This window comes from Curtobacterium sp. MCLR17_040, assembly GCF_003234735.1.
Classification (GTDB): domain Bacteria; phylum Actinomycetota; class Actinomycetes; order Actinomycetales; family Microbacteriaceae; genus Curtobacterium; species Curtobacterium flaccumfaciens.
Window position 1 is genome coordinate 36,959 of the sequence record NZ_QKTE01000019.1, and the last position, 15,568, is coordinate 52,526.

The following is a 15,568-nucleotide window of genomic DNA, read 5'->3' on the forward strand; positions in this document are numbered from 1 at the left end:
CGCGCACAGCCGGACACGCGACGGTCTCCCCCGGCGCACGGAGGCCGTATCCTGTTCGCATGGCACGCAGCTCTTCCACAGACAAGAAGGCGAAGGAGCCGGGGCGTCTCAAGCAGATGTTCCAGGTCTTCCAGATGACCCGAAAGGCCGACCCGTCGTCGGTCTGGTGGTTCGCCCTCGCCTTCGTCGGCCCGGTCGTCCTCGGTGTCCTGCTGGCGCTGCTCCTGCCGGGGCAGAACTGGCTCGCGATCGTCCTGTGGATCGTCGCCGGTGTGCTGCTCGGTGTGCTGCTCTTCCTCATCGTGCTCGGTCGTCTGGCCGAACGCGCTGCGTACTCGCAGATCGAAGGCCAGCCCGGCGCCGTCGGTGCCGTGCTGTCGAACTCGCTCCGTCGCCAGTGGCGCTCGAGCGAGATGCCCGTCGCGGTGCACGGTCGCTCGCAGGCAGCGGTCTACCGCGCCGTGGGTCGCCCGGGTGTCGTCCTGATCACCGAGGGCCAGCGTGGCAACCTCAACCGCCAGGTCGACGAGGAGCGCCGCAAGGTGCAGCGCATCGTCCCGAACGTCGCCGTGCACGTGCTGCACGTGGGTGACGGCACCGGTGAGAGCCTGACGCTGCACAAGCTGCCCCGTGCCATGAACAAGCTCAAGAAGTCACTCAACCGCAACGAGGTCCTGGCGGTCGCGAACCGTCTCGACTCGCTGACGCAGAGCCCCGCGGCCTCGATCCCGAAGGGCATGGACCCGATGCGGGCTCGCGCCGGACGGCCGCGCTGACCCAGGCTCCACATACACGAGAACGCCCCCGACCAGATCTGGTCGGGGGCGTTCTCGTGCGTGTAGGCCGCGGGGGCGGGGGTGTTCGCGAAGCACGCACCGTGCGACCTTCGCTGAACCGTGCGAGGTCGTCGGCTCGGTGCGGGACTCCGACGGCGCACGGGGCAGGCAAGCTCGCACCCGGTGAGCAACCTCGCACGGTGCGAGGGCGAGCGGCGGAGGCCCGGCGCGCAACCTCGCACGGTGCGAGGCGATCGGCACCGGCCCTGAACCGTGCGAGGTTGTCGGCTCGGTGCGAGACTCCGACGGCGCACGGGGCGGGCAAACTCGCACCCGATGAGCAACCCCGCACGGTGCGAGGGCGAGCGGCGCATGCCCGTCGCGCAACCTCGCACGGTGCGACGGCAAGCGGCTGAGCCCTGCATGGTGCGCGGTTGCGTACTCGGTGCGAAGGGACGGAGCACGCATGGAGTACGCAACCTCGCACCCGACGAGCAACCTTGCACGGTGCCGACGGCCACCGCCCGCGCGCCGCACCAGCCGACCAGCCGAGCCCCGGCTCAGCGGCGGACGAGCACCGTCCCCGCGATGCGGTCGTGCGCACCCCGGCTGTCGCGGTCGATGATGAGCGCCGGGACCACCAGGCAGAGCAGCACCGTCCGGAGGATCGGCCGCCACACCCCCACGTAGCCCCCGCGCATCGGGACGACCCGCAACCCGACGCAGATGTGCCCGAACGACCCGGACAGCAGGCAGATGAACACGATCTGCAGCACGGCGAAGATGGCGATCTGCACCCAGGAGTGCGCGATGTCGCCCGAACCGTTCACCGGCGACCAGACCCCGGTGACGTAGGCGACCAGGTCAGCAAGTGCGCCGTCGATCAGCAGCGCGACGACCCGCCGCCCGATCCGCCCGACACTCCGGGGCCCGGACTCGGGCAGACCGAGGTCCTTGCCCGGCCATCCGTCCGGGTGCTCGGAGGGCGCGGACGGACTGGGAGTGCTGCGGGCCATGGTCCCCAGCGTAGGCGACAGCCCGGGCGTAACACGCCCGAAACAAACCAGTCATGTCCGGGAAACCCCGTGTCAATAGCCTCGTCGGAGGTGCCTTGACCGGTGCCTCCGACATCACCCAACCCATTGGAGATCGGCCCCATGTTCAGCGATTCCTCCGAGGTCCTGGCCTTCATCAAGGACACCGACGTCAAGTTCCTCGACATCCGCTTCACGGACCTGCCCGGTGTGCAGCAGCACTTCAACATCCCGGCATCCACCGTCGACGAGGACTTCTTCTCGGTCGGCCAGCTGTTCGACGGCTCCTCCATCCGCGGCTTCGCGTCGATCCACGAGTCCGACATGCAGCTGATCCCCGATGTCACCACGGCGTACGTCGACCAGTTCCGCGCCGAGCGCACGCTCATCATGATCTTCGACATCTACAACCCGCGGAACGGCGAGATCTACGGCCGCGACCCGCGCCAGGTGGCGAAGAAGGCCGAGAAGTACCTCGCGTCGACGGGCATCGCGGACACCGCGTTCTTCGCCCCCGAGGCCGAGTTCTACATCTTCGACGACGTCCGCTACTCGGTCACGCAGAACGAGTCCTTCTACGCGGTCGACTCCGAAGAGGGCGCCTGGAACACCGGTCGTGACGAAGAGGGCGGCAACCTCGCCAACAAGACCCCGTACAAGGGCGGCTACTTCCCCGTGTCGCCGGTCGACAAGACCGCCGACCTGCGCGACGACATCACCCTCAAGCTGATCGACGCGGGCTTCGAGCTCGAGCGCTCGCACCACGAGGTGGGCACCGGCGGCCAGCAGGAGATCAACTACAAGTTCGACACGATGGTCCACGCCGCGGACGACATCCTGAAGTTCAAGTACATCGTCAAGAACACGGCTGACCAGTGGGGCAAGGTCGCCACGTTCATGCCGAAGCCGCTCTTCGGCGACAACGGCTCGGGCATGCACACCCACCAGTCGCTCTGGTCGGACGGCAAGCCGCTCTTCTACGACGAGAACGGCTACGGCGGTCTGTCGGACCTCGCCCGCTGGTACATCGGCGGCATCCTGAAGCACGCCTCGGCGCTGCTCGCGTTCACCAACCCGTCGATCAACTCGTACCACCGTCTGGTCAAGGGCTTCGAGGCTCCGGTCAACCTGGTCTACTCGGCCGGCAACCGCTCGGCGGCGATCCGCATCCCGATCACGGGCACCAACCCGAAGGCCAAGCGCATCGAGTTCCGCGCGCCCGACGCCTCCGGCAACCCGTACCTCGCCTTCGCCGCGCAGCTGATGGCGGGCCTCGACGGTATCCAGAACCGCATCGAGCCGCACGAGCCGGTCGACAAGGACCTCTACGAGCTCCCGCCCGAGGAGGCCAAGGGCATCCCCCAGGTCCCCGGCTCCCTCGACGAGGCGCTCGACGCGCTCGAGGCGGACCACGAGTTCCTCACGAAGGGCAACGTCTTCACCGAGGACCTCATCCAGACCTGGATCGACTACAAGCGTGAGAACGAGATCCTCCCGCTGGCCCAGCGCCCGCACCCGTTCGAGTACGAGCTGTACTTCGGCGTCTGAGTCTCGCTGACACCACACGAAGGGCCCCGCACCGTCAGGTGCGGGGCCCTTCGCCGTGCCGGCCACGTTTCGGGGTGGGCGACACCTCACGGGCTGCGCCACCCGTGAGCTGTCGCTCAGCGCGAGAGGACGCTGCCACCGTGCGCGCGGGGTACGGACGCGACCGCCTGGAGGCCCGGTGCCGGTCCGGCGGGCGGGCACCGGGCCTCCAGGCGGTCGCGACGCACGTTCCTTCCCATCGCAGCCGGACTGGAAAGCGGAATCGGGCGTACCTGGTCAGAAGTCCCGACCAGCTACGCCCGATTCGACCAGGTACGCCCGATTCGACCAGGGACGCCCGATTCGACCAGGGACGCCCGGAACCGCCCGAACAGACCAGCCCCCGGGCGCACGGGAACGGGGCCCGCGCCGCCCGGCACGGACCCCGTCTCGCGAACGGTGACTAGCGGCTCGTGGCCAACGCGTCGTTCGTCCCCGCTGCGACGCTCACGGGTGCACCCGTGACCGGCGTGGGACGTCCCAGGGAACGGACGGTCCACCCCGCTTTCACCCAGTCGAGGACCGGGAGGCAGTTGCGCGCGTCGATGACGACGCGGCGCCCGACGAGGTCGCCGAGGGCGACCGGGTCGGCGGTGATGATGTCGTCCCACTCGGTGAGCACGAGGACGACGTCGGCGCCCTCGATCGCGTCCGTCATCGAGGCGGCGTAGCTCAGCGTCGGGAACGAGCGCTTCGCGGGCTCCATCGCCTCGGGGTCCCAGAGCGTCACCTGGGCGCCGCGGAGGTGCAGCGCGGCGGCGACGTTGAGCGCCGGGGAGTCCCGGACGTCGTCGGTCAGGGGCTTGAACGCGGCACCGATGACGGCCACCCGGCGGTTGAGCACCGATCCCCCGGCCGAGTCGATCGCCATGTCGATGACCCGCTGGCGCTGCCCCATGTTGATCTCGTCGACCTGCTGCATGAGGCCGACGACCTGGCCCGCGCCGATCTCGTTCGCGCGGTACATGAGCGCCCGGATGTCCTTCGGCAGGCAGCCGCCGCCGAAGCCGAGGCCGGCGTTCAGGAACTTCCGGCCGATGCGGGCGTCGTGGCCGAGGGCGTCGGCGAGCGTGGAGACGTCGGCGCCGGTGATGGCGCACATCTCGGAGATCGCGTTGATGAACGAGATCTTCGTGGCGAGGAACGCGTTGGCGCTCACCTTGACGAGTTCCGCGGTGGCGAGGTCGGTGGTGATGACCGGGGTGCCCTCGCTGATCGGTGCGGCGTAGACCTCGCGGATCACGGCGTCGGCGGCCTCGGAGGCTCCACCCCAGACCAGACGGTCCGGGTGCAGGGTGTCCTCGACGGCCTTGCCCTCACGCAGGAACTCGGGGTTCCAGATGAGTTCCGCGTCGATGCCGGCGGGGGTGAACTCGCGGACGATACCGCGGAGCCGCGCTGCCGTGCCGACCGGGACCGTCGACTTGCCGACGATGAGGCCCGGGTGGGTGAGGTTCTCGGCGACGCCACGGGTGGCGCTCTCGACGTAGGCCAGGTTCGCGGCGTGCGACCCGGCCTTCTGCGGGGTACCGACGCAGACGAAGTGGACGTCCGCAGCGGCGACGGCCGAGGCGATGTCGGAGGTGAAGCGGAGCTTGCCGCTGGCGACGTGCTTCGTGATGAGCTCGGGCAGACCGGGCTCGAAGAACGGGACCTCACCGGCGGACAGTGCGGCAAGCTTCGACGGGTCGATGTCGACACCGATGGTCTCGAAGCCCATCTCGGCCATGGCGGCCGCGTGGGTGGCGCCGAGGTAGCCGGTGCCGATGACGCTGATGACGGGTGCGGGGCGGGTGTCGGCCGATGCGGTCGACTTCTTGGACTCGCTCATTGCGTGACCTCCTGCAGGTCGTAGTCGATGTCGTTGCGCTTGATGCCCTCGGCGAAGGCCTTGAGGGAATCGGCGCGGGAGTTGAGGCGCCAGTCGTTCGTGGTGCGCTTGCCGTCGATGATGGTGGTCGCGGTCTCGCTGAAGTACGCGAAGCCGACGATGTCCTTGTTGGCGGGGTCCGCCAGCGCATCGAAGAGCGAGTTGATCCACTGCGTCTTCTGCGGGTTCGCGACACTCGTGCCGGTCTCGGTCGCCCCGATCTCGTTGAGCATGATGCCCTTGCCCGGCGCGATCTGGCGGAGCTGCGTGAGCGTCGCTCCGAAGGTCGTGCCGAACGTCGGCTGCTCGGTGGCGTCGCGGTAGTAGCCGCTCATGCCGACCCAGTCCACGTAGTCCGCACCCGGGTAGTACTGCCGCATGTAGTCGAGCGTCTGGTACTTCGGGTTGCCGAGCTTGTCGATGCGGCTCGGGGACCAGTCCCAGATGACGTACTTGTTCGCGCCGTTCGCCTGGAAGACGTCGTGCACGTGCTGCCACATCTTCACGTAGGAGCCGGCCGGGTTCTTCTGGGCGTCACCCTCGGACCAGTTGTACCAGGAGCCGTTCATCTCGTGGTCGAGACGGATGACCATCGGCTGTCCGTTGGCCGCCAGAGCCTTGGCGTACTTCGTCAGGTAGGCGTCGAACGACCCACCGGAGATGTCCTCGTTGGTGTACCCGGGGACGTACTTCTGGTCGTTGCCGGTCTGCGCCGGCACGGTCTCCCACGTCATGAGCGGGACACGGCCGTTGGCCCAGGAGCGCTGCACCGCGGGGGCGTTGAACTCCTGGTCGAAGCCCTGGAAGAAGCCGGTCATGTTCGACGCGGTGCCGACCTGACGGGAGACCTCGTCGTACTCGGCCCAGTTGAACGGGGACTGCGCGGTGTACAGGCCGTACCAGCGCGACTGCTGGCCGAGGATCTCGGCCTTGGTCGGTGTGACGACCGGGGTGGCACCCGGGTCGGTGGAGGGACCGGGGTTCGGCTTCGAGCCGCCACCGTTGCCGGAACCAGAGCCGGACCCGGAGCCGTTGCCGGACCCGGAGCCGTTGCCGGAACCGGAGCCGCTGCCGGACCCGTTGTCGGACGAGCCCGAGCCGGACCCGGCGGCCGAACCGGCACCGGACCCGCCGGAACCCGAGCCGCCGCTGCCGGAACCCGCGGCGTTGACGTTGGACGAGCCTCCCGAGTCCTTCGCGGCACCGAGCTGGGACTGCAGCGACGCGATCTGCGCCTTGAGTTCCGAGATCTGGTCGCCACGCGACCCGGCCTGGGCCGTGCGGGAGTCGAGCTTGCCCTCGAGCGACCAGATGCGCTCCTGGGCGGCGTCGAGCTGCGTCTGCAGCTCGGCGGCGGACACCTTCTTGGCCTTCGGCGCCTCGACGCCCAGAGCCTGGTGCACGGCGGTCGAGACGGGGCCGGAGGGCGAGATCCACACCGACCAGGTGATGAGGCCGAGCGCCAGCACGATGGCCGTCGTGCCGATGGCCGTCCGGCGGGCGTGCTTGCTGGACTGCGCCCACCAAGCACTCGAGGAACGGATGAAGTCAGACAATGAGGAACGCCTCCAGGGCGAAGATCGCGATGCCGATCACGTACGGGATCGCTGCGTACGGGTTGTACCGGCGGGCTCGGGCGGGGGCCGGCGCGGCTGCTCGCTGGGCCTCCTGCTGCGCGACCGCTGCTGCGGCCTCGCGGCGGGTGGCGAGCACGGTGGTGGTGGAGTTGGTCGCCGCGTCGGCGCCGAAGAGCTCGTCGAACGCACGGTCCACGGCCACCTGGTCGACGGTCTCGAGCGGAGCGGGCGAACCAGCGCCCGAACCCGCCTGCCCGGACCCGGCCGACCGGGCACGTTCGTCGTCGATCGGACTGACCGGGACCTGCGCCGTGGAGGACAGCGGCTGGACGGCGTCCGCCGGATCCTCCTGCATCGGGCCACCGGCGTAGGCGCCGGCCCGGGTCCCCCAGCCGGACGCGTGCGCCAGGCGGAAGAAGCCGATGAGCCGGATCGGCATCAGGAAGAACGTCGACACGATGATGAACATCGGCAGGCGGAAGAAGTCGCTCGGCTTCTCGGACAGGTGCCGCATCTGGCGGATCGCCATGCTCAGCACGCTCGAGATCACCATGAGCGCCGCGACGTAGACGAACCCGGTCGAGAAGCCGTACTGCGACAGGATGCCCTGGTACAGGTTCTCGCCCTGGCCGGTGAAGGCGCGGTAGATCCAGCCGGCGATCACGCCGAAGAGCATGAACGGCAGGATGATGTCGGTGATGAAGAACGCCGCGAGGACCGGGGCGTGGCCGAGCATCCACGGCAGCATCCGCAGCGTGTTGTACTGCGAGCCGCGGGCCCAGCGGAGCTGCTGCTTGAACAGCTTCTTCACCTGCAGCGGGGCGTCCGTGTAGACCAGCGACGTGTACTGGTAGACGGTCCGGTACCCCTCCTTGAGCGTGAGGTTCGTCAGTGTCCGGTCGTCCGAGACCTCGAGGAACACGCCCATGAACTTCTCGTGCATGAACCGGTCCATCACCCGCATGAGGATGCTCCGGCGGAACGCGATGGTGCGCCCGGGCAGGCAGCCGATCTGCCCGAGGACACTCTGCGCCGGCATCGAGTAGAGCGCCCGCGAGTTCTCGAGCCAGTCGGCCCAGCGGGTGATCCAGCTGCGCTCCGGTTCGAGGATGCGCTGCCGGGTCGTCACGCCACCGACGGACTCGTCGGCGAACGGCTTGAGGAGTTCCTCGAGCGCGCCGGGGGTCCAGACGGTGTCGGAGTCGACCAGCACGGTGATGTCGCCGTTGGACATCTCGGTGCCGACCTTGACGGCGTTGCGCTTGCCCGGGATGGGCGTGTGGGTCCAGCGGACGAGCGGGGCGAACTCGTCGCAGACCTCCTCGAGCGCCTCGTTGCGGGCACCGTTGATGACGACGATGATCTCGCCGGGCTGCTGCTCGACCATGCGGCCGATGACGTCACGGAAGAGGTCGAGCGGTTCGTCCACGACGGGGACGACGACGCTGGTGGTACCGACGAAGGTGCCGGTGAAGGGGCGGTAGCGGGCGGAGATGACGACCTTGAGCAACCAGAGCAACCAGATCACCGCGGAGTACACGGCGAACAGGTAGAACTCGGGGTGGCCTTCGACCATCTGCCTGATCTGCAGAATGAAGGTGAACACTGATCCCTGCTTCAACGTTCGAGGTGGAGATTCCGCTTCATCGGGGAATCAGGGCCGGTTCGGGTGATGCAATTGATGCAGAACCTGAACGCGCGCGCAACGCGGCCCCCGTCCGGGGGCGTTACGGGCGCGTTACGGGGTACACACCGGTCCCCCTCTCGGCCGGTCGGAGCGGTCCCCCGTGGTGCTGACAGCACTCCTGCGGACCACGCCTCGACGCAGGGTCGCCCTGATGGGCGACAGGTGCGGCCTGGAGGCACGGGTCGGGTCCGACGGAAAGCCCAGGTCAGCAGGTGGTCACGCGGCGTGTCGGGGGACGTCGGAAAAGGTCCCCTGGCGGTCCGGTGGGAGTTCGGTCACGGCCCGGTAACGAGCCGGACTCCGTTTCGAACAGGGGTACGAAGAGGGTGCCGTCGGGGGACGTCGTGCGACACGGAGAATTAACCTTCGATGGCTGCTCAGGTCGGGTCCGTCCGCGGACGCTCGGGCGTGTCGCGAGGTGCTCGGCGCTGCGTCGGCGGCGGGTCAGGCTCCGTAGAACTCGCGCTCGAACACCTGGCGGGCGCGCCGCGTGACGCCGAGGTAGTCGTCCTCGAGGCGGCTCGCGGAGCCCGGCGGGTACTCCATCAGCCGTGCGACACCCTCGAGCTGGACGCGGTCGACGGGCAGCACGTCGGTGGTCTTCCCCGACCACAGCACGAGGGCGCTGCGAGTGCGCGACGCGAAGCGCCAGGCAGCCCCGAGCCGCTCCCCGTCCTCGGCGCCGACGAGTCCGGCGTCGACCGCGGCGTCGAGCGCCTCGAGCGTCGACGTGGTCCGGAGCGACGGGATCTCGAGCGCGTGCTGCAGCTGCAGGAGCTGCACGAACCACTCGACGTCGCTGAGCGACCCGCGACCGAGCTTGAGGTGCCGGGCCGGGTCGGCACCGCGGGGCAGCCGCTCCGACTCGACGCGGGCCTTGATGCGGCGGACCTCGCGCACCTGGTGATCATCGATCCGCTCGGGGTACCGGGTGCGATCGGCGAGGTGCTCGAAGTCACGCAGGAGCTGTGCGTCACCGACGGCACCGCGGGCACGGAGGAGCGCCTGCGCCTCCCACGTGAGCGACCAGCGGGCGTAGTAGGCGCCGTAGGACTCGAGCGTCCGCACGACGGGACCGTTCTTGCCCTCGGGGCGCAGGTCGATGTCGAGGTCGAGCGGGTGGATCGTGTCCTCAGTGAGCCGGTTGAGCTCGCGCACGATGGTCTGGGCGATCCGTGACGCGACCTCGGGCGCCAGGTCCGGTGCGCGGTACACGTACAGCACGTCGGCGTCCGACCCGAAGCCGAGCTCCCGCCCGCCGTACCGGCCCATCGCGATGATGCCGAACTCGAAGCCCTCGGGCGCGTCCCGGCGGGCGAGCGCGAGGGCGCCGGCGAGGGTGGCCTCGGTGACGTCGCTCAGCGCCGGGCCCAGGCCGTCGACGTCGAGGGAGCCGAGCACGGCGGCCATGCCGAGCCGCAGGGTCTCCCGACGTCGGGCCGAGCGCAGCAGAGCCGCGGAGCCGTCGACGTCGTTGCCGTGCCGGGCGGTGGTCGCGGTCATCTCGGCGAGCAGGGAGTCGATCGGCCGCGGACGCAGGAGCGCTTCGGGTTCGTCGAGCCAGGCGACCGCCTCGGGGAACCGCTCGAGCAGCCCGGACAGGAACGCCGACTCGGACAGCACGGTGGTGAGCGAGTGCGCGGCGCCGGACGAGTCGCGCAGCATGCGGAGGAACCAGCTCGACTCCCCCAGGCCGTCGCTCAACCGCCGGAAGGCCAGCAGCGCACGGTCCGGCGCCGGCCCCTCGGCCATCCAGCGCAGGAGCACCGGGAGCAGGTTCCGCTGGATCGCCGCGCGCCGGCTCGTGCCCTGCGTGAGGGCGCGGATGTGGCCGACGGCTCCGGCGGGGTCGACGAACCCGACACCGGCGAGCCGGTCGACGACCTGGTCGTTGGTCAGGACGATCTCGTCCTCGGTCGAAGCCACCGCGGACAGCAGCGGCCGGTAGAACAGGCGCTCGTGCAGCCCGCGGACCTCGAGCTTCACGGCGCGCCAGCGGGCCTCGAGCGCCGGCGCCGACGCCGCGACGCCGCTCGACCGGGCGAGCACCCGCAGCTCCTCTTCGTCGGAGGGCATGAGGTGCGTCCGCTGCAGGCGCCGGAGCTGGATGCGGTGCTCGAGCACCCGAAGCAGCGCGTAGTCCGGGCCGAACCGAGCGGCCTCGGCACGGCCGACGTACCCGGCGTCGGTCAGGGCGTCCATCGCCTCGAGCGTCGACCGGACCCGCACGGACGGGTCGTCACGGCCGTGCACGAGCTGCAGGAGCTGCACCGTGAACTCGACGTCCCGCAGGCCGCCGGGACCGAGCTTGAGCTGCCGGTCGACGTCGGCGTCGGGGATGTGCTCGGTCACCCGCTCACGCATGCGCTGCACCGACTCGACGAACCCCGGCCGGGTGGACGAGTTCCACACGAACGACGCGACGGCCTCGGCGTACCGGTCACCCAGGTCGGCGGACCCGGCGATCGGACGGGCCTTGAGCAGCGCCTGGAACTCCCACCCCTTCGCCCAGCGCTCGTAGTACGCCACGTGCGAGTCGAGGGTGCGGACGAGTGCGCCGTCCTTGCCCTCGGGCCGGAGGTTCGCATCGACCTCCCACAGGGCGGGTTCGGCGGCGAGGTCCGTGATCGCGTGCATGGCGGCGATCGCGATGCGGGTGGAGACGAGCACGGCCCGGTCGGTGGAGACGTCGTCGGTGGGCTCCGTGACGAAGATGACGTCGACGTCGCTGACGTAGTTGAGCTCGCGGGCGCCGGCCTTGCCCATCGCGATCACCGCGAGCGGGGTCGCCGCGACGTCGGCCGCGGGGAACGGGACCTCGCGCCGGGCGATGTCGACCGCGGCGTCGAGGGTGGCGCCCGCCAGGTCGGCGAGGCCCGCCGCGACGGCCGGGAACGCGTCCGTCGGCACGGCGTGCAGCACGTCGAACAGGGCGATCTGGGCCAGGTGCCGGCGGTAGCGCACGCGCAGGCGCATCCGGGCGTCCTCACCCGTCGCACCGTCGACGGCCTCGGTCAGCGACGCCGTGTACCGCTCCTGCGACCACGGTTCGCCGACCGGTTCGAGCAGCAGTGCGAGCTCGGCCGGACGGCGGTGCAGGAACTCCCCGAGACCGATCGAGGCGCCGAGCAGGCGGATCAGACGCTCGGTCGCCGCGTCGTCCGTCAGGACGGGGCGGAGCTCGTCCGGCGCGCGCTCGAGCAGCCGCTCGAGCATCCGCAGGGCGCCGTCCGGATCAGCGGTGCCGCCCCAGAGCGCGGCAGACCCGGCGACCGGCAGCGGCACGTCGGGGCCGAACCGGGCCTCCAGGTCGGCAGCCCGCTCGAGGCTCTCCGACAGCTCGGCGAACCCCAGACGGGCCAGCTCCGAACGTGACGTCGTCGTCCGACCGGTCATGTGGAACGTGCTCCCGAGGGGTCAGGGCGCTCGGTTCTAGAGCGCGCCGAGGTTGGTGTCGAGCTCGAACGGGGTGACCTGGTCGCGGTAGCGCTTCCACTCCTGCCGCTTGTTGAGCAGCACGAAGTTGAACACCTGCTCGCCGAGGGTCTCGGCCACCAGCTCGGAGTCCTCCATGAGGCTCAGGGCGTGGTCGAGGCTCGCGGGCAGCTGGCTGTAGCCCAGGGCCCGGCGCTCCGAGTCGCTGAGGCTCCAGACGTTGTCCTCGGCCTCGGCGGGGAGCTCGTACTCTTCCTCGATGCCCTTGAGCCCGGCGGCGAGCAGCAGCGAGTACGCCAGGTACGGGTTCGCCGCCGAGTCGATGCCGCGGTACTCGATGCGCGAGGACTGGCCCTTGTTCGGCTTGTAGAGCGGCACGCGCACCAGGGCCGAGCGGTTGTTGTGGCCCCACGTGACGAAGGACGGGGCCTCGTCGCCGCCCCAGAGCCGCTTGTACGAGTTGACGAACTGGTTCGTCACCGCGGTGATCTCCGGCGCGTGCTTGAGCACCCCGGCGATGAAGTGCTTGGCGGTCTGCGACAGCTGGTACTGGCCACCGGCCTCGTAGAAGGCGTTCTGGTCGCCCTCGAACAGCGAGACGTGGGTGTGCATGCCGGAACCGGGCTGGCCCGAGATCGGCTTCGGCATGAACGTCGCGTAGACGCCCTGCTCGATCGCCACTTCCTTCACCACGGTGCGGAAGGTCATGATGTTGTCCGCCATCGTCAGTGCGTCGGCGTAGCGGAGGTCGATCTCGTTCTGCCCGGGGCCGGCCTCGTGGTGCGAGAACTCGACCGAGATGCCGAGGTCCTCGAGCATCCGGACCGACCGGCGGCGGAAGTCGTGGGCGCTGCCGCCGGGGACGTTGTCGAAGTAGCCGGCCTGGTCGACGGGCTGAGGGCCGCCGTCCTTCCACTCGCGGCTCTTGAGCAGGTAGAACTCGATCTCGGGGTGCGTGTAGAACGTGAACCCGCGGTCACTCGCCCGCGCCAGGGTGCGCTTCAGCACGTTGCGGGGGTCGGCCACGGCGGGCTGCCCGTCCGGCGTCGTGATGTCGCAGAACATCCGCGCGGTGGGGTCGATCTCGCCGCGCCACGGCAGGATCTGGAAGGTCGAGGGGTCCGGGTGTGCCAGGACGTCGGCCTCGTAGGAACGGGTGAGGCCCTCGATCGCGGAGCCGTCGAACCCGATGCCCTCGGCGAACGCGCCCTCGACCTCGGCCGGGGCGATCGCCACCGACTTCAGCGTCCCGATGACGTCCGTGAACCAGAGTCGGATGAACTTGATGCCGCGCTCCTCGATGGTGCGGAGCACGAAGTCCGTCTGCTTGTCCATGCACGACCTTTCCGTGTATCGGGTGGCCGCTGGCGGGCCTCGTCCCAGGCTAGTGGTCCGGCGGTGTGCGCGGGGCCGTGCGACGCGCCGTCACCGGGGCGCCGGCGGAGCGCCGGCCGCGGAGCTCAGCGGTCCTCGGCGTCCCACTTCTCGTTGTTCGCGGCGATGCGGTCGAGCGCGTGCTGCGCCTCCTCGCGCGTCGCGAACGGGCCGATCCGGTCGCGCTGCGGGGACTGCGGGCCCTGCTCGACCTGGCCGGTCTTGTCGTTGAACCACCACTGGGACTCGATGCGTTCTTCGCTCATGCCGCCCACCGTACCCACGCAACCGTCTGGAGGCCCGGTGCCGGTCCGGCGGACCGGCACCGGGCCTCCAGGCAGTCACGTCCACCACGTCGGGCCGCACCCCGGGGCGTTGTGCTCGGCGCGTCGGGCCGCACCCCGGGGCGGTCGCGCTCGGCGCGTCGGGCTGCGCCCTGGGGCGGTTGCGTTCGGCGCGTCGCGCCGCGGCTAGAGTGGTCCGCATGCCCCGGGACGAACACGGACACCTGACCGCCGGCCGCATCTCCCCGCACCGCGCCGTCCCGAAGGACATCGAGCGTCCGGAGTACGTCGGGAAGGTCGAGCCCCACGAGCACGGTCTCGGTGACACCTACACACCGGACGAGGTCGAGCGCATCCGGGTCGCCGGACGCATCGCGTCGCAGGCCATCGACGCCGTCGGCGAAGCCATCCGCCCCGGTGTGACCACGGACGAGCTGGACCGGATCGGGCACGAGTTCGTCGTCGCGCACGGCGCCTACCCCTCCACGCTCGGGTACCGCGGCTACCCGAAGTCGCTCTGCTCGAGCCTCAACGAGGTCATCTGCCACGGCATCCCCGACGACACCGTCCTGCAGGAGGGCGACCTCGTCAACATCGACATCACCGCCTACAAGGACGGCATGCACGGCGACACAAACCGCACGTTCGTCGTCGGGCAGGCCGCGCCCGAGGTGTCGGACCTGGTCACCCGGACCGAAGAAGCACTGCGTCGCGGCATCAAGGCCGTCGCCCCGGGCCGGCAGGTCAACGTCATCGGTCGCGCTATCGAGGCGTACGCGAAGCGCTTCGGCTACGGCGTCGTCCGCGACTACACCGGACACGGCGTCGGTCGGGCGTTCCACTCCGGCCTGATCATCCCCCACTACGACGCACCGCAGTACGACACGGTGATCGAACCCGGCATGGTGTTCACCATCGAACCCATGCTCACGCTCGGCGGCATCGAGGCCGACATCTGGTCCGACGACTGGACGGTCTCGACCCGTGACAAGTCGTGGACCGCGCAGTTCGAGCACACCCTCGTCGTCACCGAACGCGGCGCGGAGCTCCTCACCGTCTCCTGACCGGACACCTCCGGCAGGCAACCGAAAGGCACGACAACCTCATGACCTCCCTCGCAGTCGGCGTCGACATCGGTGGTACGGGCATCAAGGGCGCGATCGTCGACGTCGCGTCCGGTGCCCTCACCACGGACCGCATCAAGAAGGCCACGCCTGAGGGCGGGAAGCCCCAGGACATCACGGCGGTGGTCAAGGAGATCATCGGCGAGCTCGCTCCCGGTGACGACGTGCCCGTCGGGGTCTGCTTCCCGGCGATCGTGCGGGACGGCAAGACGATGTCCGCCGCGAACGTGTCGAAGAAGTGGATCGGCTTCGAGGCCGAGGCGCTGTTCGAGAAGGAACTCGGCCGCTCCATCCACTTCGTCAACGACGCCGACGCCGCCGGGTTCGCCGAGCAGCAGTTCGGTGCGGCCAAGGGCAAGGACGGCCTGGTCATCGTGACGACGCTCGGCACCGGCATCGGCACCGCGCTCATCAACGACGGCGTGCTCATCGTCAACTCGGAGCTCGGGCACCTGGAGATCGAGGGGCACGACGCCGAGTCCCGCGCCTCGTTCGCCGCCAAGGAGCGCGACGACCTGTCGTGGAAGCACTGGGCGAAGCGCCTGCAGAAGTACTACTCGACGCTCGAGGCACTGCTCTCCCCCGAGCTGTTCGTCGTCGGCGGCGGGGTCTCGAAGCAGTACGAGGAGTTCCTCCCGCTGCTCGACCTGCAGGCGGACATCATCCCCGCGACGCTCCGCAACAACGCCGGCATCATCGGTGCCGCGACCCTGGCGGCGCGCAGCGTCTAGTCCGGGTCGGGCGTACCCGGTCGAATCGGGCGTACCTGGTCGAATCGGGCGTACCTGGTCGAATCGGGCGTACCTGGTCGGAACTTCCG

General features: G+C 69.8%; 11 protein-coding genes. 4 read left to right on the forward strand and 7 right to left on the reverse strand.

The annotated features are described in order from the left end of the window. The first annotated feature begins 59 nt into the window (after positions 1-59). A complete protein-coding gene (locus tag DEJ01_RS14600) occupies positions 60-776 on the forward strand; it encodes a DUF4191 domain-containing protein (RefSeq protein WP_027465455.1) in 717 nt (238 codons plus the stop codon). A gap of 560 nt (positions 777-1,336) precedes the next feature. Here DEJ01_RS14600 and DEJ01_RS14605 read toward each other — a convergent pair. After that, on the reverse strand, positions 1,337-1,792 hold the full coding sequence (locus DEJ01_RS14605) for an RDD family protein (RefSeq protein WP_071244549.1): 456 nt from the start codon (positions 1,790-1,792) through the stop codon (positions 1,337-1,339). A gap of 141 nt (positions 1,793-1,933) precedes the next feature. On the opposite strand from DEJ01_RS14605, the gene glnA (DEJ01_RS14610) reads away from it, so the two are divergent. Beyond that, entirely contained in the window at positions 1,934-3,358 is a 1,425-nt protein-coding gene (glnA, locus tag DEJ01_RS14610) for a type I glutamate--ammonia ligase (RefSeq protein ID WP_027465453.1), read from the forward strand. 442 nt (positions 3,359-3,800) lie between these two features. Here the strand turns inward: glnA (DEJ01_RS14610) and DEJ01_RS14615 are convergent, their stop codons facing one another. The 6 genes from DEJ01_RS14615 to DEJ01_RS14640 form a co-directional block, all read right to left on the reverse strand. Beyond that, positions 3,801-5,228 (reverse strand): UDP-glucose/GDP-mannose dehydrogenase family protein, encoded by a 1,428-nt coding sequence (locus DEJ01_RS14615; RefSeq protein WP_071403961.1) that lies wholly within the window; start codon positions 5,226-5,228, stop codon positions 3,801-3,803. Continuing rightward, positions 5,225-6,823, reverse strand: a complete 1,599-nt coding sequence (locus tag DEJ01_RS14620) for a glycosyl hydrolase (RefSeq protein ID WP_111093418.1) — start codon at positions 6,821-6,823, stop codon at positions 5,225-5,227. The genes DEJ01_RS14615 and DEJ01_RS14620 overlap by 4 nt, the downstream gene beginning before the upstream one ends. Continuing rightward, positions 6,816-8,450, reverse strand: coding sequence for a glycosyltransferase family 2 protein (locus tag DEJ01_RS14625; RefSeq protein ID WP_111093419.1), 1,635 nt, complete (start codon positions 8,448-8,450; stop codon positions 6,816-6,818). The genes DEJ01_RS14620 and DEJ01_RS14625 overlap by 8 nt, the downstream gene beginning before the upstream one ends. Before the next feature lie 525 nt (positions 8,451-8,975). Then, a complete protein-coding gene (locus DEJ01_RS14630; RefSeq protein WP_111093420.1) occupies positions 8,976-11,927 on the reverse strand; it encodes a bifunctional [glutamine synthetase] adenylyltransferase/[glutamine synthetase]-adenylyl-L-tyrosine phosphorylase in 2,952 nt (983 codons plus the stop codon). Positions 11,928-11,963: 36 nt separating this feature from the next. Further along, positions 11,964-13,301, reverse strand: coding sequence for a type I glutamate--ammonia ligase (glnA, locus tag DEJ01_RS14635; RefSeq protein ID WP_027465449.1), 1,338 nt, complete (start codon positions 13,299-13,301; stop codon positions 11,964-11,966). 125 nt (positions 13,302-13,426) lie between these two features. Then, positions 13,427-13,606 (reverse strand): SPOR domain-containing protein, encoded by a 180-nt coding sequence (locus DEJ01_RS14640; protein WP_111023013.1) that lies wholly within the window; start codon positions 13,604-13,606, stop codon positions 13,427-13,429. Between the two features lie 218 nt (positions 13,607-13,824). Between DEJ01_RS14640 and map the strand changes: the two genes are divergently transcribed. Continuing rightward, on the forward strand, positions 13,825-14,688 hold the full coding sequence (gene map, locus DEJ01_RS14645; protein WP_071403965.1) for a type I methionyl aminopeptidase: 864 nt from the start codon (positions 13,825-13,827) through the stop codon (positions 14,686-14,688). Positions 14,689-14,729: 41 nt separating this feature from the next. After that, complete coding sequence (gene ppgK / locus DEJ01_RS14650) at positions 14,730-15,479, forward strand: polyphosphate--glucose phosphotransferase (RefSeq protein ID WP_027465446.1); 750 nt, start codon at positions 14,730-14,732, stop codon at positions 15,477-15,479. Positions 15,480-15,568: the final 89 nt, after the last annotated feature.

Bases quoted from the DNA above. Each gene is read 5' to 3' on its own strand.
- DEJ01_RS14600 (WP_027465455.1), top strand. From the start codon at position 60: ATGGCACGCAGCTCTTCCACAGACAAGAAGGCGAAGGAGCCGGGGCGT.
- DEJ01_RS14605 (WP_071244549.1), bottom strand. From the start codon at position 1,792: ATGGCCCGCAGCACTCCCAGTCCGTCCGCGCCCTCCGAGCACCCGGAC.
- glnA (WP_027465453.1), top strand. From the start codon at position 1,934: ATGTTCAGCGATTCCTCCGAGGTCCTGGCCTTCATCAAGGACACCGAC.
- DEJ01_RS14615 (WP_071403961.1), bottom strand. From the start codon at position 5,228: ATGAGCGAGTCCAAGAAGTCGACCGCATCGGCCGACACCCGCCCCGCA.
- DEJ01_RS14630 (WP_111093420.1), bottom strand. From the start codon at position 11,927: ATGACCGGTCGGACGACGACGTCACGTTCGGAGCTGGCCCGTCTGGGG.
- glnA (WP_027465449.1), bottom strand. From the start codon at position 13,301: ATGGACAAGCAGACGGACTTCGTGCTCCGCACCATCGAGGAGCGCGGC.
- DEJ01_RS14640 (WP_111023013.1), bottom strand. From the start codon at position 13,606: ATGAGCGAAGAACGCATCGAGTCCCAGTGGTGGTTCAACGACAAGACC.
- map (WP_071403965.1), top strand. From the start codon at position 13,825: ATGCCCCGGGACGAACACGGACACCTGACCGCCGGCCGCATCTCCCCG.
- ppgK (WP_027465446.1), top strand. From the start codon at position 14,730: ATGACCTCCCTCGCAGTCGGCGTCGACATCGGTGGTACGGGCATCAAG.